At 66.2% G+C, this 22,046-nt stretch carries 24 protein-coding genes; 20 read left to right on the forward strand and 4 right to left on the reverse strand.

Annotation, left to right across the window (positions count from 1 at the left end; translation table 11 throughout):
- The 17 genes from ON00_RS12760 to ON00_RS12840 form a co-directional block, all read left to right on the forward strand.
- Positions 1-489: HK97 family phage prohead protease (locus ON00_RS12760; protein WP_245535573.1), on the forward strand; the 489-nt coding region annotated here is incomplete at its 5' end.
- Positions 482-679 carry a cold-shock protein gene (locus tag ON00_RS12765; protein ID WP_010406292.1) on the forward strand — a complete coding sequence of 66 codons (198 nt, stop codon included), beginning with the start codon at positions 482-484 and terminating at the stop codon, positions 677-679. The genes ON00_RS12760 and ON00_RS12765, both read left to right, overlap by 8 nt.
- Before the next feature lie 354 nt (positions 680-1,033).
- Positions 1,034-2,095: a phage major capsid protein gene (locus ON00_RS12770; protein ID WP_010406294.1), complete on the forward strand. Its 1,062-nt coding sequence runs from the start codon at positions 1,034-1,036 to the stop codon at positions 2,093-2,095.
- A gap of 90 nt (positions 2,096-2,185) precedes the next feature.
- Positions 2,186-2,746 carry a head-tail connector protein gene (locus tag ON00_RS12775; RefSeq protein ID WP_010406297.1) on the forward strand — a complete coding sequence of 187 codons (561 nt, stop codon included), beginning with the start codon at positions 2,186-2,188 and terminating at the stop codon, positions 2,744-2,746.
- The gene (locus ON00_RS12780; RefSeq protein ID WP_010406300.1) at positions 2,740-2,937 is read left to right on the forward strand and encodes a hypothetical protein; all 198 of its coding nucleotides are present in this window, start codon (positions 2,740-2,742) and stop codon (positions 2,935-2,937) included. Before ON00_RS12775 ends, ON00_RS12780 begins: the two co-directional genes overlap by 7 nt.
- Positions 2,934-3,317 carry a tail completion protein gp17 gene (gene gp17 / locus ON00_RS12785; RefSeq protein ID WP_029622809.1) on the forward strand — a complete coding sequence of 128 codons (384 nt, stop codon included), beginning with the start codon at positions 2,934-2,936 and terminating at the stop codon, positions 3,315-3,317. Before ON00_RS12780 ends, gp17 begins: the two co-directional genes overlap by 4 nt.
- 314 nt (positions 3,318-3,631) lie before the next feature.
- Positions 3,632-4,039, forward strand: coding sequence for a phage major tail protein, TP901-1 family (locus ON00_RS12790; RefSeq protein WP_010406304.1), 408 nt, complete (start codon positions 3,632-3,634; stop codon positions 4,037-4,039).
- The gene (locus ON00_RS12795; RefSeq protein WP_010406305.1) at positions 4,036-4,347 is read left to right on the forward strand and encodes a gene transfer agent family protein; all 312 of its coding nucleotides are present in this window, start codon (positions 4,036-4,038) and stop codon (positions 4,345-4,347) included. Before ON00_RS12790 ends, ON00_RS12795 begins: the two co-directional genes overlap by 4 nt.
- Entirely contained in the window at positions 4,347-4,547 is a 201-nt protein-coding gene (locus ON00_RS12800; protein ID WP_010406306.1) for a phage tail assembly chaperone, read from the forward strand. The genes ON00_RS12795 and ON00_RS12800 overlap by 1 nt, the downstream gene beginning before the upstream one ends.
- The gene (locus tag ON00_RS12805; protein WP_010406308.1) at positions 4,540-5,103 is read left to right on the forward strand and encodes a hypothetical protein; all 564 of its coding nucleotides are present in this window, start codon (positions 4,540-4,542) and stop codon (positions 5,101-5,103) included. Before ON00_RS12800 ends, ON00_RS12805 begins: the two co-directional genes overlap by 8 nt.
- Before the next feature lie 104 nt (positions 5,104-5,207).
- On the forward strand, positions 5,208-7,511 hold the full coding sequence (locus ON00_RS12810; RefSeq protein WP_010406310.1) for a DUF2460 domain-containing protein: 2,304 nt from the start codon (positions 5,208-5,210) through the stop codon (positions 7,509-7,511).
- Positions 7,508-8,320 (forward strand): DUF2163 domain-containing protein, encoded by an 813-nt coding sequence (locus ON00_RS12815; protein WP_010406312.1) that lies wholly within the window; start codon positions 7,508-7,510, stop codon positions 8,318-8,320. Before ON00_RS12810 ends, ON00_RS12815 begins: the two co-directional genes overlap by 4 nt.
- Entirely contained in the window at positions 8,317-8,715 is a 399-nt protein-coding gene (locus ON00_RS12820; RefSeq protein ID WP_010406314.1) for a hypothetical protein, read from the forward strand. The genes ON00_RS12815 and ON00_RS12820 overlap by 4 nt, the downstream gene beginning before the upstream one ends.
- A 3-nt stretch (positions 8,716-8,718) precedes the next feature.
- The gene (locus tag ON00_RS12825; RefSeq protein WP_010406316.1) at positions 8,719-10,896 is read left to right on the forward strand and encodes a phage tail protein; all 2,178 of its coding nucleotides are present in this window, start codon (positions 8,719-8,721) and stop codon (positions 10,894-10,896) included.
- A gap of 13 nt (positions 10,897-10,909) precedes the next feature.
- A complete protein-coding gene (locus tag ON00_RS12830) occupies positions 10,910-11,413 on the forward strand; it encodes a DUF2793 domain-containing protein (RefSeq protein ID WP_010406318.1) in 504 nt (167 codons plus the stop codon).
- 144 nt (positions 11,414-11,557) lie between these two features.
- The gene (locus ON00_RS12835) at positions 11,558-12,670 is read left to right on the forward strand and encodes an OmpA family protein (RefSeq protein WP_245535574.1); all 1,113 of its coding nucleotides are present in this window, start codon (positions 11,558-11,560) and stop codon (positions 12,668-12,670) included.
- Between the two features lie 193 nt (positions 12,671-12,863).
- A complete protein-coding gene (locus ON00_RS12840; protein WP_010406322.1) occupies positions 12,864-14,165 on the forward strand; it encodes a UDP-glucose dehydrogenase family protein in 1,302 nt (433 codons plus the stop codon).
- 102 nt (positions 14,166-14,267) lie between these two features.
- On the opposite strand, the gene ppa is transcribed toward ON00_RS12840, so the two are convergent.
- The 4 genes from ppa to ON00_RS12860 form a co-directional block, all read right to left on the reverse strand.
- Positions 14,268-14,819, reverse strand: a complete 552-nt coding sequence (ppa, locus tag ON00_RS12845; protein ID WP_010406323.1) for an inorganic diphosphatase — start codon at positions 14,817-14,819, stop codon at positions 14,268-14,270.
- Positions 14,820-14,859: 40 nt separating this feature from the next.
- Complete coding sequence (locus tag ON00_RS12850; RefSeq protein ID WP_010406324.1) at positions 14,860-16,767, reverse strand: M61 family metallopeptidase; 1,908 nt, start codon at positions 16,765-16,767, stop codon at positions 14,860-14,862.
- Between the two features lie 67 nt (positions 16,768-16,834).
- Complete coding sequence (locus ON00_RS12855) at positions 16,835-17,482, reverse strand: DUF1345 domain-containing protein (RefSeq protein WP_010406325.1); 648 nt, start codon at positions 17,480-17,482, stop codon at positions 16,835-16,837.
- A 36-nt stretch (positions 17,483-17,518) separates the two neighbouring features.
- Entirely contained in the window at positions 17,519-18,346 is an 828-nt protein-coding gene (locus ON00_RS12860) for a sulfite exporter TauE/SafE family protein (protein WP_010406326.1), read from the reverse strand.
- A 236-nt stretch (positions 18,347-18,582) separates the two neighbouring features.
- On the opposite strand from ON00_RS12860, the gene hisS reads away from it, so the two are divergent.
- The 3 genes from hisS (at position 18,583) to prmC (ending at position 21,926) form a co-directional block, all read left to right on the forward strand.
- Positions 18,583-19,911 (forward strand): histidine--tRNA ligase, encoded by a 1,329-nt coding sequence (gene hisS, locus ON00_RS12865; RefSeq protein ID WP_010406328.1) that lies wholly within the window; start codon positions 18,583-18,585, stop codon positions 19,909-19,911.
- The gene (gene prfA, locus ON00_RS12870) at positions 19,908-20,981 is read left to right on the forward strand and encodes a peptide chain release factor 1 (protein WP_010406330.1); all 1,074 of its coding nucleotides are present in this window, start codon (positions 19,908-19,910) and stop codon (positions 20,979-20,981) included. The genes hisS and prfA overlap by 4 nt, the downstream gene beginning before the upstream one ends.
- Positions 20,982-21,044: 63 nt before the next feature.
- Complete coding sequence (prmC, locus tag ON00_RS12875) at positions 21,045-21,926, forward strand: peptide chain release factor N(5)-glutamine methyltransferase (RefSeq protein ID WP_083834105.1); 882 nt, start codon at positions 21,045-21,047, stop codon at positions 21,924-21,926.
- Positions 21,927-22,046 lie beyond the last annotated feature (120 nt).

Raw genomic sequence — 22,046 nt, forward strand, 5'->3', positions numbered from 1 at the left:
ACCCCCAGCCCCTCCCCTGAAGGGGAGGGGAGGAGAGAGGTGCCACTCCGCTTTGCCAGCTATGCAGCGATTTTCGACCGGGTCGATCGGGGTGGCGACGTGATCCGCGCGGGGGCGTTCGGGGCGGACGTACCGGTGGTGCCGTTATTGTGGCAGCATCGCGGGCGTGCAATCGGCACGATCGAGCGCATCGCGCCCGACCAGCGCGGGCTGCGCGTGATCGGGCGGATCGACGATGCGCGGGTCGCGCGGCTGGTGCGGGGCGGGGCGCTGAACGGTTTGTCGATCGGCTTCCGCGCGCGCGGCGCGGTGCGGGGGCGGGTGCGCGAGTTGACCGCGGTCGACCTGGTCGAGGTCAGCCTGGTCGCGCAGCCGATGCAGCCGCTGGCACGGGTGCATATGGTGGAGGAGCGTGCTACGATGCCGCCTCCAGACTTGGTTCCCGATCCCCGGCAGCCGCGCGCGGACGAGGAGAGCGATCATGGCTGAAGGCACCATCAAGCGACTGACCGACAAGGGTTTCGGCTTCATCGCCGATGCGAGCGGCAAGGACCTGTTCTTCCACATGTCGAGCGTCGAGGGCGTCCGTTATGAGGATTTGCGCGAGGGCGAGACGGTCACGTTCGACGTCGGTCAGGGCCCCAAGGGCCCGCGCGCCGAGAATGTGAAGCAGGCGTGATCGGCTAACCGATCCCCCTTTTGATGCGGCGTCGGTGCCGCATCCGAAATGCCAGAGGGCGTCGCGATTGCGGCGCCCTTTTTCGTGTCGGGCGCGTGCCTTCGACAGCGCCGCAGACGCACCGCCGAAGGAGAAGGTTTGTTCGCGCAGAGGCGCGGAGGACGCAGAGGTGTTGCGCGCGGATTGCAACGTGCGTGTCCCGATCACCGGGCCAATCACCGGGATGGTGGATGCGCTTGGAATCGACCGGGCGCGGCTGCTCTGCGTCCTCCGCGCCTCTGCGCGAACCTCTTCGACGCTGCTGTGGGCGCGCCGCCGGCCTTGGCCACAATTTTATCAACAAGGAGAAAAAGCATGACCGACATGACGGTGGACGCGCTGGACGCAAGCTTTGCGGCGCAGAATGTGGGGCAGGATATGGGCGCGGTCCAGCGCCCGTTGCTGGCGGGCGGGGGCGAACCCTCGGGCGCGGCGTTCGAGGGGTTCCTCCGATCGGGCGCGAGCGTCGAGATGAAGGCGTTTACCGCCGTGAGCGGCGATGCCGGTGGCTATGCCGTGCCGCGCGAGATCGATGCGGTGATCGACGCGACGCTCAAATCGATCTCGCCGATCCGCAGCGTGGCGAATGTGGTGACGGTGGGGTCGGCGGGGTATCGCAAGCTGGTGACGACCGGGGGTACGCCCTCGGGCTGGGCGGCGGAGACCGATGCGCGCGGCACCACCGCGACGCCGGTGTTCACCGAAATCGCGCCGCCGATGGGCGAACTCTACGCCAATCCGTCGGCAAGCCAGGCGATGCTCGACGATGCGGCGTTCGATGTCGAGGCGTGGCTGGCGGGCGAAATCGCGATGGAATTCGCCAAGGCCGAGGGGGCGGCCTATGTCAACGGATCGGGCGTCAACCGACCCAAGGGCTTTTTGCAAGCGCCGACCGCGAGCACGGCGGATGCGGCGCGCGCCTTCGGGACGTTGCAATATCTGGCGAGCGGGGCGGCGGGCGATTTCGCGGCCAACCCGCAGGACCGGCTGATCGATTTGGTGCAGGCGTTGCGCGGGCCGTACCGCCAGGGCGCGGTGTTCGTGATGAATGCGAGCACGCTGGCGCGGATCCGCAAGTTCAAGACCAATGACGGCGCGTTCCTGTGGGCGCCGAGCCTGACGGCGGGGACGCCGGCGACGTTGCTCGGCTATCCGGTGATCGAGGCGGAGGACATGCCCGACATCGCCGCCAACAGTCTCTCGATTGCGTTCGGCAATTTCAAGGCGGGCTATCTGATCGCCGAGCGGCGCGAGACGGTGATCCTGCGCGACCCTTACACCAACAAGCCGTTCGTCAATTTCTACGCGACCAAGCGCGTTGGCGGGTGCGTGTCCAATTCCGAGGCGATCAAGCTGCTGAAGTTCGCGGCGGCGTAAACCCGCTCCCCGTGGGAGACGAGGGCGCGGGTGCGGTGCGCGTCCTCCCCCTTCTCGCTCCCACTGGGCGTGGGAGATGGAGGAACAACGATGATCGAGACGGATGGGCCGGGCGTGGTGACGCTTGGCGAGGAGGACCGTGCGCTGGCGGTGGCGGCGGTCAAGGCAGTGCTGCGCGTGGCGAGCGACGACGAGGATGCGCTGATCGCGGCCTTTGCCGAAACGGCACTGGGGCTGGCCGAGCAGTTTCTGGGGATGGTGCTGATCGCGCGGGGGCTGCGCGTGCCGGTGGCGGTGCCGGGGGCGTGGCACGCGCTTGGCGTGGCACCGGTCTCGGCGATTACGGGCGTGGAGACGGTGGCGGGGGTGGCGCTTGCGGCGGATGCCTTTGCGATCGACATCGATGCGGCAGGCGAGGGCTGGGTGCGGATCGTGCAAGCGGCGGGGGTGACCTCGGTCATGGTGCTGGCGCGCGCTGGCCTGGCCGAGGGCTGGGCGGGGTTGCCCGCGCCGATCCGGCAAGGCGTGGTGCTGCTGGCGGCGCATCTGTTCGAGCAGCGCGAGGCCAGCGTCGCCCCGCCGACCGCGATCACCGCTTTGTGGCGGCCGTTCCGGCGGATCGCGCTGCGCCCGACGGCGCACGCATGTTGAGCGCGCTGGAGGCGCAGGGGCGCGTGCTGGCGGAACGCGCGGCGGCGCGGGCACGGGGACGCGTGGCGGAGGCGCTGCGCGCCGAACTGCCGGGGGTGACGGTGACGGTGGAGGGCGAGGCGGTGGTGCTGAGCGGGCGGATCGCGCCCGACGATGCGCGGCTGCGCTGGATCGGGAGTCTGCTGCCATGAGCGCGGAGAGTGTTGTGCAAGCGGCGGTGCTGGCGGCGCTGCGCGGGGTCGCCGGGTTGAACGGCGTTTATCTCGGGCCGCCGGTCAAGGCGACGGTGCCGTTTGCCGAGCTGGGCGATCTGCTGAGCGGCGACTGGAGCGTGAAGGACCGCGTCGGGCGCGAGCTGCGGCTGATCGTGACGGTGCGCGATGCGGGCGACAGCCCGGCGCGCGCGCAGGCGCTGGCCGGGGCGGTAGGCGCGGCCATCGAGGCGGTGCCGCGCGACCTCGGCGGCTGGCGCGTAGCGAGCGTGGTGCTGGTGCGGTCGCGGCTTAGCGCTGCTGCGGCGGGGCGGTGGAACGCCAGCGTCGAATATCGCGTGCGGGTTCTGGCGGCCTGACGTCCCTCTCCCAGCGGGAGAGGGAGGGAGCGGCGGCGCCGCGGAAGGGTGAGGGCGACCGGTTCTGGCGGTTAGTGCTTGCGGCAGCGTCGATTTGGTTCGCGCAGAGGCGCGGAGGACGCAGAGAGAGTGCGCGGGGGGCGAGGTTCCGCCTGGTAATTGGCGCACGGCATTTGTGCTGGGCGGGCCTGCCCTGCGTCCTCTGCGCCTCTGCGCGAACCCGATTTCGGACCCTCACCCTTCCCACTGCCTTTGACAGCGGGTCCCTTCCCTCTCCGGGTGGGAGAGGGAGATTCTTTTTCAGGAGACATTTTATGAGTGCGGAACGGGGTAGTGCCTTTTTGTTGAAGGTGGGGAATGGGGCGTCGCCGCTCGTTTATGCGACGGTGGCGGGGCTGCGGACGACGCAGATGAGCGTCAATGGCGAGATGGTGGCGATCACCTCCAAGGATTCGGGCGGGTGGCGCGAATTGTTGTCGGGGGCGGGGGTGCGATCGGTCAGCGTGTCGGGGGCGGGGATCTTTACCGGGTCCGCCGCCGAGACGCGGATCAAGGGCAATGCGCTGGCCGGCACGATCGACGATTACCGGCTGAGCTTCGAAAGCGGCGAGACGCTGTCGGGGCGCTTCCTGGTGACCAAGCTCGATTATGCCGGGGATTATAATGGCGAGCGCAGCTACACGCTGAGCCTGGAGAGCTCCGGGCCGGTGGTGTCGGCGTGAGCGCGGCCAATCCCGAGCGGGGCGAGGCGGCGCTGCGCGTCGGCGGCGCGACGGTCGTGCTGCGGCCGAGCTTTGCCGCTTTGGTCGCGGCCGAGGGCGAATTGGGGCCGCTCTTCGCCTTGGTCGAGCGCGCGGCGGCGGGGGGCTTGTCGCTGGGCGAGATGGTCGGCTTGTTCTGGCATTGCCTGCACGACGCACCCGCGGGGCTGACGCGCGCGCAATTGGGCGAGGCGGTGGTGCTGGGCGGGCTGTCGCGCGCGACGCCGGTGCTGCGCGTGCTGCTCGGGCAGATTCTGGCGGGGCGGTGATGGAGCGGTTCGCGCCCGCCGCGACGCGGCTGGCGGGCTTTGCCGGTGTGGTGCTGGGCTGGGCGCCCGACACCTTCTGGCACGCGACCCCGGCGGAATTGGCGGCGGTGGTGGCGGTGCTGCGCGGCGGCGAGGGCGAGATCACCCCGCCCGATAGCGCGACGATCGCGCGGATGCAGGAGGCCTTTCCCGATGGATGAGGAAATCGAACGGCTGGTGGTGGGCGTGCGCGCCGATACCGCGGGGTTTGCGCGCGATGTCGATGCGATGCGCGCGAGTCTGGACGGGCCGCTGACCAGCGGGGTGGATCGCGCCGGGCGCGCGATCGAGACGGCGCTGGGCAAGGCGGTGCGCACCGGCAGCCTGGGCTTTGAGGATTTGCGCAAGGTCGCGCTGTCGGTGCTGTCGGACATTGCGGCCTCGGCGCTGCGCAGCGGGTTGAGCGAGATTTTCGGTGGTGGGTCGAGCGGATCTTCGGGGGCTGGCGGGTTACTGGCGACGCTGGGGAGCCTGGTCGGCGCGCCGGGGCGGGCGACGGGTGGGCCGGTGTCGCCGGCGCGGCCCTATCTGGTTGGGGAGCGGGGCCCCGAGCTGTTCGTGCCGACCACCAGTGGGAGCGTGGTTGCGGCGGGCGGTGGCGGCGCGCGCGAGGTGCGCGTGGCGATCACGGTGCAGGGCGGGAGCGATGCGCCGCAAGCGCTGGCGGCGTCGAGCCGACAGGTGGCGCGGGCGGTGCGGGCGGCTTTGATGGAGTGAGGGGCTGCTTTGGCGGTGGCGATTTTGGGAGAGCGGATTGGAGCGGCGGTTCTTGGGACTGCCCCTCTCCCCGGCCCTCTCCCCTGAAGGGGAGAGGGAGAAGCATGGCTTTCTGGTTGGCTGCTGAGCGCACGGTTCAGGTGGAGGGCGTCGTGTCGCGGTTCGATCCGCGCTTTTGGACGGTCAATTTTCCGCGGCCGATGATGGCGGCGGTCACGAGCAGCGCGGCGGATGCGCTGCGCGTCGATGCGGTGTTCTATACCTCGGGCGATCTGGCGGGGCTGATCTGGGAGGCGGAGGATCGCTTCGATCATCCGCTGCTGCGCTATGAGACGGCGCGCGATTTTCGCGGGTGTCGGCTCGGGTTTCGGTGGCGCTCGGCGGGGGTGTTGCCGCTCGATGCGGTCAATGGCCCAGTGCTGACGATCGAGGGGCGCGATGCCAGTGGTGCGGCGCGCGCCTGGTATGTGCGACTGTGGAATTATGCGACCGGCTCGCCCGCCGATGCGACGGTATCGCTCGACTTTGCCAACCTGTCTGGCGGGTTTGTGCTGCCGGATGAGGCTGACCCGGTGTGGGCGGGCGATGTCGACCGGATGTTCGTGTCGCTGGTGCCGCCCGGCTTCGATGGCGGGAGTGCGCCGCTGGCGGCCCCAGTCGAGGCGTGGGTCGAACTGACGCAGATCGTGTGCGACGGGCCGGGGGCGGTACTGGCGATTGGCGATGTGGTGGTGCCCGAGCACGGGCTTCAGATCGCGAGCGGCTATGACGACAGCTACCACCTGACGCCCGCGCGCTTACTGCGCAACGCGCTGTTGCTCGGCTATCGCGGCAGCATCGTCCATTATCTCGGGATGAGCCATTATCTGCGGCTCGAAGCCAATTCGGGCGGCTTTTATGCGAGCCTGGCGGGGGGCGCGCTGAATGTGGCGGCGGCGGCGTGGCAGCGCGACTTTGCCGAGCGCGCGAAGGCGCTCGGCTATGACGTGATCTGGTCGCTCAGCTACGAGCTGTTCGACGCGCATTGCTGGGGTGACTGGAAGCAGCGGGCGTGGGATGGCAGCCCGGCGCTGACCGGGTGGGCGCCGCCTTCGACCTTGCTGTCGCCCGCGCATGAGGGGGCGATGGGCTATTTGCGCGCGGTCGCGGTGGCGATGATCGGGATTGCGGTGGCGGCAGGACTTGCGCCCAAATTTCAGGTGGGCGAGCCGTGGTGGTGGGTAACGCCCGATGGCCGCCCTTGCCTGTATGATGATGCGGCAAAGCGTGCGCTGGGTGGAAATCCGATCGAGATCGCCAGCGTTCATACCGTCACCACGGCATCGCAGCGGGCATTGCTCGATGCGGCGGGGGCGGTGCTGGCGGCGTCGACGGCGGCGCTGGTCGCGGCGGTGCGGGCGGTTGCGCCGACGGTCGAGACGCATGTGCTGGTCTATTTGCCGACGGTGCTGGCGGGCGATGCGCCCGAGGTACAGCGCGCCAATGTGCCGGTCGGCTGGGCGCATCCCGCCTTCGACGTGCTGCAGCTCGAAGACTATGATTTCGTGGTGGCGGGCAATGTCGCGGGGACGGCGCGGGCGGTTGACGCCGCCACCGCGCGGGTTGGCTATGCGGTCGCGGATACGCACTATTTTTCGGGCTTCGTACTGCGACCCGATCAGACGGCGCAGTGGCGCGAGATCGAGGCGGCGGCGCTGGCGGCGCAGGCACGCGGGGCCGCCGCCGCCTTTGTCTGGGCGCTGCCGCAAGTGCTGCGCGATGGGTTCGTTCATTTCCAAGAGGCGGAGGATGCGGTGCAGGCTTTCGACGATGTGCTGTTCCCGCTCGCTTTGGGGCGCGAGGCCGAGGTCAGCCCGGAATTCTCGACCGCGATCGTGACCAGCGCAGGCGGGCATGAGGCGCGCAATGCAAGCTGGGCGGAGGCGCGCACGCGCTATGATGTCGGGCCGGGGTTGCGCTCCGAAGCCGATATCGCGACGCTGCTGACGTTCTTTCGCGCGCGCATGGGACCGGCTCGGGGTTTCCGCCTGCGCGACCCGTTCGATGGCAGTTCGGGGACGACGACACCGGGCGCGCGCGACCAAATGTTGGGGACCGGCGACGGCGTCACGGTGTGCTTTGCTTTGGTCAAGCGCTATGGCGATGCCGTGCGGCGGATCACGCGGCCCGTCGTGGGAAGCGTGCGCGTGGGCGTCGGCGGGGTTGAGACGGCGGCGTTTTCGCTGGTGGCGGGGGGCTATGTCGAGCTGGACGTTGCGCCTGCCATAGGCGTGGCGGTGACGGCGGGGTTCCTATTCGATGTACCGGTGCGGTTCGCCGAGGACCGCTTGAACGTCAATCGCGCAACCTTTCTGGCGGGCACGGCGGCATCGGTGCCGCTGATCGAAGTGCGCGAGGATGCGGTATGAGCTTCCTCGACGGTACGCTGACCACGATCGCCTTGTGCTGGCGGATCGAGCGGCGCGATGGCGTGACGATCGGGCTGACCGACCATGATCGCGACCTGGTCATCAACGGGCTGGTGCATTGCGCGGCACCGGGGATGACGCCGTCTGCGATCAAGCGCAACGACGGGCTCGAGGCCGATACGATGGACATTGCCGGAGCATTGACCAGCGCGGCGATCACCGACGGGGATCTGCTGGCCGGACGCTGGGATGGCGCGCGCGTGGCCCTGTTCGCGGTCGACTGGACCGATGCGGACGCGGCGCAGGTGCCGCTGGGCGAAGGGACGATTGGCGCGGTGGAGACTGATCGTGGGGCCTTCACCGCCGAATTGCGCGGGGCGAGCGCGGCGTTGGAACGACCGGTGGTCGAGGCGACCTCGCCCGAATGCCGTGCCGAGCTGGGCGACGCACGCTGCCGCGTGGCGATGGCGGGCCGACGGCGGATGGTGCGGGTGACGGGAATCGTGGAGCAGGTGGTGACGGTGGATGCGGTCGAGCCGAGCGACAATGCCTATGGCGCGGGGCTGCTGCGCTGGATCGGCGGGGCAAATAGCGGTCTCGAAAGTGCGATTGCGCGATCGGCGGGGGCGACGGTGACGCTGCGCAGCGCGCCCGCGCTGACGGTTGCGGCGGGTGACCGGGTCGAACTGATCGAGGGATGCGACAAGAGCCTGGCGACCTGCGCCGCACGCTTTGCCAATGCGGTGAATTTCCGTGGCGAGCCGTATCTGCCGGGGATCGACCTGCTCACGCGCTATCCCGGCGCATGAGCGCGGGCGAGCGCGCCGTTGCGGCGGCGCGCGGCGCGATCGGCGCGCGCTTCCGGGTGCAGGGGCGTGATCCCGCTTTTGGGCTTGATTGTGTCGGGCTGGCTGGGCTGGCGGCGCGCGCCGCGGGTTTCGAGGGCGAGATCCCAAGCGGTTATGCGCTGCGCGGCGGCGATGCGGCGGTGCTTGCGGCGGCGTTCTCGGCGGCGGGGCTGGTGGCCAGCGACGTTCCCGCGCCTGGCGACCTGGCGCTGTTCCTCACTGGGCCGGGGCAATTTCATCTGGCGGTGCTGGTGCCTGGCGGGATTGTCCATGCCGACGCGATGTTGCGGCGCGTGGTCGAGCGACCGGGGGTGCCGCCGTGGCCGGTACTGGGATGCTGGCGGGTGGAGGGGTAAGCGATGGCGACTCTGATTCTTTCGACCGTCGGCGGCATCGTGGGCGGGCCTATCGGCAGCGCGATTGGCGCGGTGATCGGCAACGCCCTGGATCGCGACGTGCTGTTCAAGCCCAAAGGGCGCGACGGGCCCAGGCTGAGCGAACTGCACCTGCAGACGTCGAGCTATGGCACGCCGCTGCAACGCGTCTTCGGGACGATGCGCGTGGGTGGTTGCGTGATCTGGTCGACCGATCTGATCGAGAGCAGAACCAGCAGTGGCGGCGGCAAAGGACAGCCGAGCACGACCAGTTACAGCTATTCGGCGTCGTTCGCGGTGGCGCTGTCGGGCCGGCCGATCCAGAGCGTCGGGCGCATTTGGGCGGATGGCAAATTGTTGCGCGGTGCCGGTGGGGACTTCAAGAGCGCGACCGGCTTTCGCCTGCATGTGGGCGGGGAGGGCCAGGCGGTCGATCCGCTGATCGCGTCTGCGGAAGGGGTGGGGCTGACGCCTGCGCATCGCGGGCTTGCTTATGCGGTGTTCGAGCATTTCGAACTGGCCGATTACGGCAATCGCATTCCTTCGCTGACCTTTGAGGTGGTTGCCGATGCCGCGCCGGTCAGCGTCGGCGCGATCGCCCAGGAATTGGCAGACGGGAGGATCGATGGAAGCGCCGCCCCGCAGACGGTGACGGGTTTTGCGGCCAATGGCGATAGCGTGCGCGCGGTCGCCGAGACGCTGGCGGTCGCGGGAGGAGCGTGGTTTGCCCCGGACGGGCGGGCCCTGCGGATGCGGGCTGGGGTGGCCGCCGACCATGCGATCGCAGATGGCGAAACCGTCGCAAACGGGGCGGCACGCGGCAAGCACGGTCGCGCGATGGCGGCGCTGGAGACAGTGCCGCGCCACGTGACGCTGGCGCATTACGACCCGGCGCGCGATTATCAGACCGGAGTGCAGCAGGCGCGGCGACCGGGCGCGGGGGTCCGCGAAGACCGGGTCGAGATGCCGGCGGTGATCGCCGCCGACATCGCAAAGACGATGGCCGAGGCGGTGCTCGCCCGGGCCGAGGCTGCCCGGGAGCGGCGCACGGTCACGCTCGGCTGGGACTCGCTCACCATAGCCCCCGGGGCGTGCGTCTCGATTACGGGCGTGGCGGGCGTCTGGCGAGTCACGGGGTGGGCGCTGGAGCATATGGTGCTGTCGCTGGAATGCGTCCGCCTTGCCGCCGGAACCTTGCCCGTTTCGGCGAGCGCCGGTCGTGTGCTGCCCGCGCCCGACGTCGCCACCGGAACAACATTGCTTGCCGCATTCGAAGCGCCGCCGCCGGAGGACAGCGTCCTCTCGGTTCCGCGCGTAACGATCGTGGCGGCGGGGACGCAGCCAGGCTGGCGCAGGGCGGCGTTGCTGTACAGCACCGATGGAGGCGCGCGGTGGGTGGCCGCGGGGGCTACGGCTGTGCCGGGAATCCTTGGGCAGATCGTGGGACCGCTTGGGGTGGCAGGCGCGGCGATTGTCGATCGCGCCAATGTGATCGAGGTTGAATTGGCTCATGCCGCTATGGCGTTGGCGGGAGCAGACGCTGGTGCGCTTGATGCTGGGGTCAATTTGGCCCTGGTCGGGAATGAGTTGCTACAATTCGGCGAAGCGACGCAAATCACGGCGACACGGTGGCATCTCGCGGTCCTCCTCCGGGGGCGGCGCGCGACCGAGGCCGCGATCGGGACGCAGCGTGCGGGCGATTGCTTCGTGTTGCTCGAACCGGACGCGGCCGCAACGCTCGACGTGCCGACAGCCACGCTGGGAACCGATGTGCGGATCCTGGCATCGGGGCTCGGCGATGTGGGCGGTCCGGTCGACGTGACAGTCGCCCTGACGGGGCGATCGATTCTGCCGCTTTCGCCGATCCATCTGACCTGGTGCGAGCTGGGCAATGGCGATGTCGCCGTGCGATGGATTCGTCGCAGCCGGGCGGGCTTGCGCTGGGTCGACGGAGTCGACGCGCCATTGGCCGAAGAGCGCGAGGTTTATCGGGTCGCGCTGGTCTCCCCCGACGGGCGCGCAATTGCGGTTCAGACCACGGAACCCGCGCTAACGGTGCAGCGAGCAGACCGGATTGCCGGACTGTCGCTCGCGGTGCGTCAGGTCGGCGCGCACGGCGAGTCGGCTGCCCTCAACGGCATGATCCCCGCTTGGGTGGATTGAGAAAGGACCGGAAATGAACGACCAAATGAGCGTGCGCTTGGGGTTGCCTCTGCTTCAGGTCGGGCAGGCGCAGAAGGAAGTGTCGCACAACGAGGCGCTGACCTTGCTGGATTTTGCGGTGCAACCGGTGGTGGAGGCGGTGGGGCTCGGGGCACCTCCGGCCAGCCCGGATTTGGGCGCGTGCTGGGTCGTCGGTCCAGCACCGACGGGCGCGTGGACAGGCAGTGGAAACGCGATCGCCGGGTGGACCAGTGCTGGCTGGCGCTTCCTTGCAGCCCGCGACGGGATGACCGCCTGGAGCAGGGCGGATTCCGCGTTTGCCCGTTTCGATGGATCGCATTGGCGCGTGGGGGAAATTACCGGGGCCGGCGTGTTCGTGTCAGGGCACCGGGTTGTCGGGCAACAGCAGCCGCCGATCTCGGTTCCGACGGGTGGATCGATGATCGACATTGAGGCACGTGCGGCGTTCGCCGCCGTCCTTGCTGCATTGCGGTCGCATGGCCTCATCGCCGCGTGAAGGTCACTGCTTTTTCGGCGGTTTCCCGCTTGGCCTTGTGGCTATTGTGCCACAGTCGCATCTATTTGTGCGCTTGCGTGGAAACATTCCTTTGGGTAGGGAGTTTGCGCTGTCCGAGTGACAACCAGAAGAAGGGGTTTTTTTATGCGGAAGCTTGCCGTTGCTATGGCGCTTGCCTCCACTGCTATCGTCGCCACACCTGCCCTCGCCCGCGATAAGTCGTGGTACGTCGGCGTCGAGGGTGGCGCGATGATTGTGGAGGACGTGAAGTTCGACATCAATTCGATCAAGGGTGCCAGCACCGCTGACCACCGTTATGGCTATGACGTCGATGGCGTCATCGGTTACGACCTTGGCATGTTCCGTATCGAAACCGAGGTCGGTTACAAGAGCGCCGATGTGAACGGGTATCGCTCCACCGTGACGACGCCGGGCGGTTTCCCGGCCGGCAGCTACGGCGGCGCTCGTGGTCGTAGCTCGGCGTTGAGCTTCATGGTCAACGGCCTGCTCGATTTCGGTGATTCGGATGAGGTCCAGGGCTTCGTCGGCGGCGGTGTCGGTGTCGCACGCGTCAAGGAAGGCGTTTCGCTCGGCGCTTCGCGCTTCCTGAATGACAGCGATACGGTCTTCGCCTATCAGGGCATCGCGGGCATCCGCGCCCCGATCTCGAAGAACGTTGACGTCTCGCTGAAGTATCGTTTCTTCACCGCCGACAACGTCAAGCTGGTCGACATTGCGGGCAGCTCGTATGCGAGCAAGTTCCGCACGCACAGCCTGCTGGGTGGCCTGACCTACAACTTCGGTGAGCCTGCTGCTCCGCCGCCGCCGCCTGCTCCGGCACCCGCTCCGGCTCCGGCTCCTGAGCCCCCCGCACCGCCGCCCGCACCGGTTGCAGTGCCGTGCTCGCCCGGTCCGTTCATCGTGTTCTTCGAATGGGACAAGTCGGACGTTACGCCTGAAGCAGCAGCAATTCTGGACGGTGCGGTTGCACAGTATCAGAACTGCGGTAGCGCAAAGGTCATGCTGGCCGGCTTCACCGATCGCTCGGGTACGCCGAAGTACAACTTGGCCCTGTCGCAGCGCCGCAACGACGCGGTTCGTGCGTACATGACCGCCCACTCGATCCCCGATGGTGTGATCTCGACCGAAGCGTTCGGTGAAGATCCTGCTCACCTTCGCGTTCAGACCGCCGATGGCGTTCGCGAAGTGCAGAACCGTCGCGTCGAAGTTACCTACGGTCCGGGTTCGGGCAACTAAGCCTTTACCTGTAGACGAAAAATTGTGGGGAGGTCAGCGTAAGCTGGCCTCCCCATTTTTTTGTGATATCGACAATCCCGGCATGCGAGCGCATGGCGGCGATGTTGCGACACCATGACGGCACCGCCGGGGCATCGTTCTCAACCGACGTCCCATTCGCGCTGTCGCATGCACAATGGGTTAGGGAGACATCATGCGAATTACGATGGTTGGCTCGGGCTATGTCGGCCTTGTCTCCGGCGCGTGCTTTTCCGATTTCGGCCATGACGTGATTTGCGTCGACAAAGACGCCGACAAGATCGCCGCGCTGGAAGCGGGCAAGATGCCGATCTTCGAACCTGGCCTCGACATTTTGGTGGCGACCAATGTCGCTGCGGGACGTCTGACGTTTTCCACCGACCTTAAGGCGGCTGTGTCCGGCGCAGATGCCGTCTTCATTGCGGTTGGAACCCCATCGCGGCGCGGCGATGGCCATGCCGATCTGAGTTATGTCTTCGCTGCCACCCGGGAGATCGCTGCGGCGATCGATGGTCCGCTGGTGGTGGTGACCAAGTCGACCGTTCCTGTCGGCACGGGCGATAAGGTCGAGGAAATTCTCACCGAACTGGCCGGCGACTTTCCGATCGCGGTCGTGTCCAATCCGGAATTCCTGCGCGAGGGGGCCGCGATTGGGGACTTCAAACGCCCCGATCGTATCGTCATCGGCACCGACGATGCGCGTGCCCAACAGGTGATGCGCGATATCTATCGTCCGCTCTATCTGAACGAGAGCCCGATCCTGTTCACCGGGCGCCGCACGTCCGAGCTGATCAAATATGCAGCGAATGCGTTTCTCGCGACAAAGATCACCTTCATCAACGAGATTGCGGACTTGTGCGAGGCCGTCGGTGCAAACGTTCAGGACGTTGCGCGCGGCATCGGCCTCGATAATCGGATCGGCTCCAAATTCCTGCATGCCGGACCTGGCTATGGCGGCTCGTGCTTCCCCAAGGACACGCTTGCCCTGCTCAAGACGGCGGAGGATTACGAAACGCCGGTCCGGATTGTCGAGGCCGTCGTGCAAGTGAACGACACGCGCAAGCGTGCGATGGGACGGAAAGTGATTACGGCGCTGGGGGGCGAGGCCAAGGGCAAGACCGTTGCCGTACTCGGCCTGACCTTCAAACCCAATACCGACGACATGCGCGATGCGCCGAGCTTGGCGATCGTCCAGAGCTTGCTCGATGCAGGGGCAAACGTGCGCGCGCATGATCCCGAAGGCATGGAGATTGCGAGGGCGATGATGCCTGATGTGGTGTATTGCAACGATGCCTATGAAGCCGCTGCGGGGTCGGACGCGGTGGTAATAGTGACCGAGTGGGATATTTACCGCGCGCTGGATCTGAAGCGGTTGGCGGCAACGATGGCCGGTGCGGTGATGGTCGACCTGCGCAACGTCTACCGACCAGGCGACGTCGAAAAAGCCGGATTCAGCTACAGCTCGATCGGGCGGTAGCGACCAGCCGACGGGGCCGCAGCCCGCTTGGGTCTTGAGGATCTTGGAAGCACGATCGGGCGGTGCGGTTCGGACAATCCCGACCGCACCGCCCGAATGCGTTCAGGCGGAGACCTTGTCGGTCTTGGCCGCGTGGTAGCGTTCGATCGCCTCGGTCACGATGCGGCGCGCTTCGTCGCGGTCGCCCCAGGTGCCGATGCGCACCCACTTCTTCTTTTCCAGATCCTTATAGTGAGTGAAGAAATGTTCGATCTGTTCGAACACGATCTCGGGCATGTCGCCGCGTTCGTTGACGTTCGAATAATAAGGAAAGGTCGAATCGACCGGCACGCAGACGAGCTTCTCGTCGCCGCCGGCTTCGTCTTCCAGATTGAGCACGGCGATCGGCCGGGCGCGCACGACGCAACCGGGAATGAAGGGCGAGCGTGCGATGACCAGCGCGTCGAGCGGATCGCCATCGGGCGACAGCGTGTGCGGCACGAAGCCGTAATTGGCCGGGTAGCGCATCGGCGTGTGCAGGATGCGATCGACGAACAGCGCGCCGCTGGCCTTGTCGAACTCATACTTTACCGGCTCGCCGCCGGTTGGCACTTCGATGATCACGTTCAGGTCATCGGGCGGGCTCTTGCCGACCGGAATCATGTCGATACGCATGCTAAATCCTTAAACTGATGCAGGTCTGTAGTGCAGCCGCTTAGCGGGCTGTCAGCAACCGATCCAAGCCACCCTCTCCGGTGCCGATTTTCTCCAGGTGCGGATAGCGCAGCCCGCCATGATAGTCGATGCTGACGGGGGTGACGCTGTCATTGGACTTGATCAGCAGCACGATCGGGTCGGTGCCGGTCTTTGCTGCGGTCACGGCGGCCTTCAGCGCCGTATCCGAGAACACAGTGCCGTTCACCGCAACGACGGTGTTGCCGATCGTCAAGCCAGCTTTGAACGCGGGTGTATCCCAGCCCACGCCGGTGATGCCGCCATCCTTGTTGAGCGTAAGGCCCAGCGAGTAGGTCAGATCGGTGCTTTTGCGGGTGGCCTCGGCATTCTTGAACGCGAGCGACGGGGTGTCGGTGTAGACGAGCTTGTAGCCATTGGCCTCAAAGCCCTTGAGCGGGGCTGGTGCGCCCGTTTCGGTCAAGCGCGTGTTGAGCAGGGTGGCCCAGTCATAAGGCTGGATCGCGTTGAGCGTCGAAACGACATCGTCGAAGGTGTAGGTCACCTCGCCATAGTCGCCGTCGTTCAAGCCAAAGAATTTGGTGGCGAAGTCGTCGATCGACTTGGTGCCGCCGGACTGCTTGCGCAGGATCGAATCGACCTCCATCCACACCAGCAGCCCCTCATTGTAATAATCTTCCGAGCGCTGATAGCTGACCCAGCCTTTCGGTCGGCGCTGCGAAATCGTCGGGTCGTTGGTCGTGTCGACCAGGTCACGCCAGTTACGCGCGGGCCGATTATCAAGGCTGGCGAGGATCGAAGCATAGCCGTCAAGCGTGTCCTGCTTCGACACCAGGCCCGAGCGCGCCTGGAACACATAGCCCCAGAATTGCGTCTGGCCTTCATAGACCCAGAGCAGACTGCCCCGCATCGGCGTGCGGTAATCGGGGGTCCACAGGTCGGCACCACGGCGGAATTTGCCGTCCCAGCTATGGTTATATTCGTGCGGCAGCAGGTTGCGCGGCCCGGGGCCTTCCTTCCACTTGGTGAAATAGCCGAGTTTGACCCCGTCCTCGGATGAGCGGTGATGTTCCAGCCCGATGCCGCCCATCACGTCCGAGATCGACAGCAGGAATTCATAGGTGTCGTAATGCTGCGCACCGTACACCTTGACCGCCTGCTCGACGAGTTTCTTATGTGCATCGATCTGTTCGGGTGTGGCGGCGAGTTCGGCGGCATTGTCGGCATAGACGTCGAGATTGACGCGCGGGCTGAGCGGCCACTGCTTGTAATAGCGCCCTGCCAGCACGGGCGAGTCGACCAGGATTTCGTAATTGGTCTTCTCATAGCTGTAGGTCGACCCGGTCGCCTTCGATGGCAGGCCCGACGACGCGGTCCAGCCCGCCGGATATTTCACGGTCGCCTTTACCGGAATCTGCCGGGTGAAATAGCCCGCCGGATAAAGGCTCATCGAATTCCACTGCAGCCGCAGCATGTTGGGCGACATCACTACCGCCCCCTGGTCACCGGCAGTGGCGGAGAGGAATTGCAGATCGATGTCGAGCGCCTTGGCACCGGCGGGCACGTCGGTGTGGAAGGCGTAGACATCGACCGGATCGCGCGTCCACGCCAGTTCCTTGCCGCCCGCGCGGATGTGAAGCCCGGCAAGCTTGTCGAGCTGGCCCGTCGGCGAATGGTTGCCGGGCAGCCATTTCGGGAAGAGCAGCACCATATGACCCGCCGAAACGCCGCTGATCGTTTCACGCGTCGTGAAGATGCCGCGGCGCGTATCGGTCGCGTCAATGTCGAGCGTGATCGTGCCGGGGAAGCGAATGTCCTGCGCAGGTGGGATCGTGTCGACATAGGGCACTGGCTGCGGCTTGGAATTTTCCGCCAACACCGGGGCGGTGGTGGCGAGCAACAGGGTAGTGAGCGCGGCACGACGGATCATTCGGGATTCTTTCGTGTAAGGAGTGCTGTGACGGTGATCTAAGCGGCTCATGCGGTCGGCGTCCAGCCTAGGACGTGCTGCTGCTGCCGAGCACGTTGATGGTAAAGGCGAGCACGCCGATGTTGAAGACGAACGCCGCCAGGCAATGGCCGAGCGTGACGCGGCGGATCTGGCGCGAGGAAATTTCGACGTCGGAGGTCTGGAAGGTCATGCCGAGCGTGAAGCTGAAATATAAAAAATCCCAATAATCCGGTTCGGCGCAATTGGGGATTTCCAGGCCACCGGCATCCTTGCCGTCGCCGTCGCAATCCGAATAGAACAGATGCGCATAATGCAGTGCATAGACCGAATTGGAGAAGAGCCAGGCCAGCACCAGCGTCACGATGACGAGCACCGTCGCGACGAGATTGGCTTTCTCCTGCATTTCCTTGGCGACCGAAGTGAGGATGACGACCATCGTCAGCCCGGTCAGCACCAGCAACCCTGCGCGATTGGCGTCATTCGCGGCGGCGGCCTTGCGCATCTGATCGGCCTTGCCCTTGCGCAGCAAGGTCGAGATCGCGATCAGAAACACCGCCGCTGCGACATCGAACGCCCCCATTGTGCCGCGCCCCCAGCCAAAGGCGGGAATGGCGAAGAACAGCCCGGCCACGAACAGAATCGTGAACAGGATGAAGCGGGGCGGGGCGATTCTCTTGCCGAGGTTCAGGGTCATCGGCGCGGTGCTACCGCGCTTTTGAGCCAGCGCAAATCACATATGCATCGCGCGGTTGAACATGACCCCGGCGATGAACAGCAAGTACACGCCAAACACGCGCTTGAGCGGCTCGGCCGGCAGAGCGTGCGCCGACGCGACGCCAAGCGGCGCGGTCAGGATCGACATCGAGGTGATGATCGCCGCCCCCAGGAAATTGACATAGCCGATCGACCCGATCGGAAGGCCGGGCTTGCCCAGGCCGATCAGCATCCAGCCGATTGTGCCCGGCACTGCGATGATGAAGCCGAAGCCCGCAGCCGTCGCGATCGCCTTGTGGATCGAGCGGCCGCACAGCGTCATCACGATCACCGCGACCGTGCCGCCGCCAATGCCGAGCAGTGAGGAAAAGATGCCAAGGCTTCCGGCGATTCCCGCGCGCACCACGCCAGTCGGCATCGTATCGCTGACCTGACGGCGCGCGAGCTTGGGCACGAGGAAGTTGATCGACATCAGCGTGATGCCGACCGCAAAGATGATCGAGAGCGCTTGGCCAGTCAGCACGCGCGCGAGCATCACGCCGATGCCGACCCCGCCGATAATCCACGGGGCCCAGCTTTTCAGGATCTCGAAATCGACCGCTCCGCGTTTGGCGTGCGATAGCGTCGAGCGCAGCGCGGTAATGACGATCGTGGCGAAGGACGTGCCGATCGCGACATGGGTATATTCGGCGTGGCTACCGCCGAGCAGCGGCAACAGCGCGATCATCGCCGGTACGACGACGAATCCGCCCCCGATGCCGAACAATCCGGCGGCAAAACCGGCAAACAGACCAGCGGCGAGCAGGGCAATGATCGCGGGCCCCCATGCGATCAGCAAGCTCATGCGGAGAAGGGGACGGTGTGGGACGCGAAAGCGGCGGGACTTTGGGAAGCAAACGGACGCATAGCTACCTTTCCGAAACGAGCCGGGTGGAGTCCTGCGGATGCTGAAAAGGGAACTGTGGCCGTTCCCGTTGCGACAATGCTGCGATGCAGCGAAGGCCCTGTCAAGCGCTGTCATGGCCGTTATGCACAAGCATCTGGCGCTTGGTGCGCGGCTCGCTTAGAGAGCGAGCCTTTATGGCACGCATCGAAACCCCCAAACGCATTCGCGGCACGCAGGACATCTTCGGCGACGATCAGCGGCGCTTTGCGCGCGTGGTCGACACCTTTGACCGGGTGCGGCGACTCTATTGTTTCCAGCGCGTTGAGCTGCCCGTGTTTGAATCGACCGCGGTGTTCGCGCGCTCGCTCGGCGAGACGACCGACGTGGTGTCGAAGGAAATGTACACCTTCGAGGATCGCGGTGGCGATTCGCTGACGCTCAGGCCCGAATTCACCGCCGGCATCGCGCGCGCCTATCTGACCGAGGGCTGGCAGCAATATGCGCCGCTGAAGATTGCGACGCACGGTCCGGTATTCCGCTACGAACGCCCGCAAAAGGGGCGGTATCGGCAGTTCCACCAGATCGATGCCGAGGTGATCGGCGCGGCGGAACCAGCGGCGGATGTCGAACTGCTCGTGCTGGCGGACCAGTTGCTGCAAGAACTGGGTATCGCCGAGGGCGTGACGCTGCAGCTCAATACGCTGGGCGATGCCGAGACGCGCGATGCGTGGCGCGCGGCGTTGGTCGCGCATTTCGAGGCGCATCGGGATGTGCTGAGCGAGGACAGCCTGGCGCGGCTGGAGAAGAACCCGCTGCGCATCCTGGATTCGAAGGATCCGCGCGATCGGCCGGTGGCGGATTCGGCACCCGATATCGACGCCTATCTCACGCCCGAAGCGCGCGCGTTCTTCGATGCGGTGACGGCGGGGCTGGACGCGGCGGGTGTGGCGTGGACGCGCAATGCGCGGTTGGTGCGCGGGCTGGATTATTACCGGCACACGGCGTTCGAATTCGTAACCGATCGGCTGGGTGCGCAAGGCACCGTTCTCGCTGGCGGGCGCTATGATGGGTTGATCGGGTCGCTTGGCGGGCCGGAGACGGCGGGCGTTGGCTGGGCGGCGGGGATCGAGCGGCTTGCGATGTTGTTGGCGGAACCAGAGCCGGAAAAGGCGAGCGTTGCAGTGCTGGCCGAGACCGGGTTCGACGAGTATGCAATTGGTATCGTGGCGCAACTGCGGGCTAACGGCATTTCAGTTACTACCTCTTTCTCCGGCAATAATAAACGGCGGTTCGCGCGAGCAGAACGTGAGCGGGTACGAACGGTATTGACGGTCGCGGCCCCACTCGGTTCCTATGAAGCGACGATTAAGATGCGTTCACTTCGGGAGCCCGACAACGATGGGGAGTCCGATCAAGCAATCGAGGCTGCGCTAGCGTTGCGTTACCGCGTTGAAAGACAGGAGCCGGCGCTCGGCGGGCCCGTGCTTAACGTGATACGTTCGCGGCGTCGTACTCGCATATGACCTCCATCTCCCCCGACCGCATCCGCCAGATCGAGGCGCGGCGCGACGAGCTTTCGGCGCTGATGGCGACCGGGGATTTGCCGTCGGATCGCTTCGTGCAGGTGTCGAAGGAATATGCCGAGCTTGAACCCGTTGCGCGCGCGGCGGGCGAGGTGCGGCGGTTGCGCGCCGAGCTCGATGTGCTGGCCGGCATGGAAGATGACGGTGACCCCGAGATCAAGACAATGGCGCGCGAGGAAATCGACACGATCCGTGAGCGCCTGCCGGTCGCCGAGCGGGCGCTGGCGCTGTCGCTGCTGCCGCGCGATGCGGCGGATGAACGCGCCGCGATGCTCGAAATCCGCGCCGGGACTGGCGGGGACGAGGCCGCCTTGTTCGCCGCCGACCTGTTCCGCATGTATCAGCGTTATGCCGAAAGCCAGGGCTGGCGGGTCGAATTGATCTCCACCTCCTCGTCCGAAAGCGGCGGCTTCAAGGAAGCGATCGCCTCGGTCGAGGGCAAGGGCGTGTTCGCCAAGTTGAAGTTCGAAAGCGGCGTCCACCGCGTTCAGCGCGTGCCCGCGACCGAGGCGCAGGGGCGCATCCACACCTCGGCGGCGACCGTTGCGGTGCTGCCCGAGGCCGAGGAAGTCGACGTCAAGATCGAGGACAAGGATCTGCGCATCGACATTTATCGGTCGTCAGGGCCGGGTGGGCAATCGGTCAACACCACCGATTCGGCGGTGCGCATCGTGCATATCCCGACGGGCCTGACCGTCATCCAGCAGGACGAAAAGAGCCAGCACAAGAATAAAGCCAAGGCGATGCGCGTCCTGCGCACCCGTTTGTACGAGGCCGAGCGCGATCGTCTGCACCAGGAGCGTGCGGGTGCGCGCAAATCGATGGTCGGGTCGGGCGATCGTTCGGAGCGGATCCGCACCTATAATTTCCCGCAAGGGCGCGTGACCGACCACCGCATCAATCTGACGCTGCACCGTTTGCCCGAGATTCTGGCGGGCGAGATGGATGAACTGCTCGGCGCGCTGATCGCGCAGGACGAGGCCGAGCGGTTGGCGAGCCTTGACTCTTAAACTCCCCTCCCGCGTGCGGGAGGGGCTGGGGGAGGGCAGTGCGATAAGCGCGCGGTACGAATTATGACAGCCCCTCCCCCAACCCCTCCCGCAAGCGGGAGGGGAGTTAGAGTCGCGCTCGCTTCGGCAACCACCGCGCTTACTCCTGTCTCGGCAACGCCGCGGCTCGATGCCGAACTGCTGATGGCGCACGCGCTGGGCGTTTCGCGTGAAACGCTGTTGCTGCAACGGCTCGATTCCCCCACGCCGCATAGCTTTGGCCCGCTGCTGGCGCGGCGGCTCGCGCATGAGCCGATTGCCTATATCACCGGCAGCCGCGCCTTCTGGACGATCGAGCTGGCGGTGGGGCCGGGGGTGCTGGTGCCGCGCGCCGATAGCGAGACGCTGATCGAGGCGGCGGTCGAGCATTTCGGCAAGGGCAACCCGAAGACGATCCTCGATCTTGGCACCGGGCCCGGCACCTTGTTGCTGGCGGCGCTCGACCAATGGCCTGGGGCCACCGGATTGGGCGTCGATGCGTCGCCCGAGGCGCTGGCTTATGCCGAGCGCAACCGGCTTGCGCTTGGACTGGGCGCGCGCGCGAGTTTGCAGCGCGGCGATTGGGGCGAGGGGGTGAGCGGGGCGTTCGACCTGATCTTGTCCAACCCGCCTTATATCGGCACTGGCGAGGAGCTTCCCGCCGAAGTGCGCGACCATGAGCCGGGTGCCGCGCTATTCGCGGGCTCGGACGGGCTCGATGACTATCGCCGCATCGCCCCGCAACTGCCCCGCTTGCTCGCGCCAGGTGGTGCCGCGATCCTTGAAATCGGGGCGACGCAGGCCGCTGCCGTCACCGCGCTGCTGGAAGCGCAGAGCCTCGCCGTGGCGCTGCGCCATGATCTCGGCGGGCGTCCGCGCGCGCTGATTGCGACGCGCTCGTCCGAATTGGTCACGCGACGGTCATAATATTCCGCTTGGCGATTGGCTTTGCAGTCGCTATTGAACGGCGCAGGGGCTCGCGTTTTCATCGCAACTGGTTGAAAACGGGCTGTAGCCTGCATCCTTAGTCATGCAGTCGCTGTCGTC

The sequence above is a fragment of the Sphingomonas echinoides ATCC 14820 genome, assembly GCF_000241465.1.
GTDB lineage: Bacteria > Pseudomonadota > Alphaproteobacteria > Sphingomonadales > Sphingomonadaceae > Sphingomonas > Sphingomonas echinoides.

Excerpts from the sequence above, each read along its gene's own strand:
- ON00_RS12765 (WP_010406292.1), top strand. The coding sequence starts at position 482 with ATGGCTGAAGGCACCATCAAGCGACTGACCGACAAGGGTTTCGGCTTC.
- ON00_RS12770 (WP_010406294.1), top strand. The coding sequence starts at position 1,034 with ATGACCGACATGACGGTGGACGCGCTGGACGCAAGCTTTGCGGCGCAG.
- ON00_RS12775 (WP_010406297.1), top strand. The coding sequence starts at position 2,186 with ATGATCGAGACGGATGGGCCGGGCGTGGTGACGCTTGGCGAGGAGGAC.
- ON00_RS12780 (WP_010406300.1), top strand. The coding sequence starts at position 2,740 with ATGTTGAGCGCGCTGGAGGCGCAGGGGCGCGTGCTGGCGGAACGCGCG.
- gp17 (WP_029622809.1), top strand. The coding sequence starts at position 2,934 with ATGAGCGCGGAGAGTGTTGTGCAAGCGGCGGTGCTGGCGGCGCTGCGC.
- ON00_RS12790 (WP_010406304.1), top strand. The coding sequence starts at position 3,632 with ATGAGTGCGGAACGGGGTAGTGCCTTTTTGTTGAAGGTGGGGAATGGG.
- ON00_RS12800 (WP_010406306.1), top strand. The coding sequence starts at position 4,347 with ATGGAGCGGTTCGCGCCCGCCGCGACGCGGCTGGCGGGCTTTGCCGGT.
- ON00_RS12805 (WP_010406308.1), top strand. The coding sequence starts at position 4,540 with ATGGATGAGGAAATCGAACGGCTGGTGGTGGGCGTGCGCGCCGATACC.
- ON00_RS12810 (WP_010406310.1), top strand. The coding sequence starts at position 5,208 with ATGGCTTTCTGGTTGGCTGCTGAGCGCACGGTTCAGGTGGAGGGCGTC.
- ON00_RS12815 (WP_010406312.1), top strand. The coding sequence starts at position 7,508 with ATGAGCTTCCTCGACGGTACGCTGACCACGATCGCCTTGTGCTGGCGG.
- ON00_RS12820 (WP_010406314.1), top strand. The coding sequence starts at position 8,317 with ATGAGCGCGGGCGAGCGCGCCGTTGCGGCGGCGCGCGGCGCGATCGGC.
- ON00_RS12825 (WP_010406316.1), top strand. The coding sequence starts at position 8,719 with ATGGCGACTCTGATTCTTTCGACCGTCGGCGGCATCGTGGGCGGGCCT.
- ON00_RS12830 (WP_010406318.1), top strand. The coding sequence starts at position 10,910 with ATGAACGACCAAATGAGCGTGCGCTTGGGGTTGCCTCTGCTTCAGGTC.
- ON00_RS12835 (WP_245535574.1), top strand. The coding sequence starts at position 11,558 with ATGCGGAAGCTTGCCGTTGCTATGGCGCTTGCCTCCACTGCTATCGTC.
- ON00_RS12840 (WP_010406322.1), top strand. The coding sequence starts at position 12,864 with ATGCGAATTACGATGGTTGGCTCGGGCTATGTCGGCCTTGTCTCCGGC.
- ppa (WP_010406323.1), bottom strand. The coding sequence starts at position 14,819 with ATGCGTATCGACATGATTCCGGTCGGCAAGAGCCCGCCCGATGACCTG.
- ON00_RS12850 (WP_010406324.1), bottom strand. The coding sequence starts at position 16,767 with ATGATCCGTCGTGCCGCGCTCACTACCCTGTTGCTCGCCACCACCGCC.
- ON00_RS12855 (WP_010406325.1), bottom strand. The coding sequence starts at position 17,482 with ATGACCCTGAACCTCGGCAAGAGAATCGCCCCGCCCCGCTTCATCCTG.
- ON00_RS12860 (WP_010406326.1), bottom strand. The coding sequence starts at position 18,346 with ATGAGCTTGCTGATCGCATGGGGGCCCGCGATCATTGCCCTGCTCGCC.
- hisS (WP_010406328.1), top strand. The coding sequence starts at position 18,583 with ATGGCACGCATCGAAACCCCCAAACGCATTCGCGGCACGCAGGACATC.
- prfA (WP_010406330.1), top strand. The coding sequence starts at position 19,908 with ATGACCTCCATCTCCCCCGACCGCATCCGCCAGATCGAGGCGCGGCGC.
- prmC (WP_083834105.1), top strand. The coding sequence starts at position 21,045 with ATGACAGCCCCTCCCCCAACCCCTCCCGCAAGCGGGAGGGGAGTTAGA.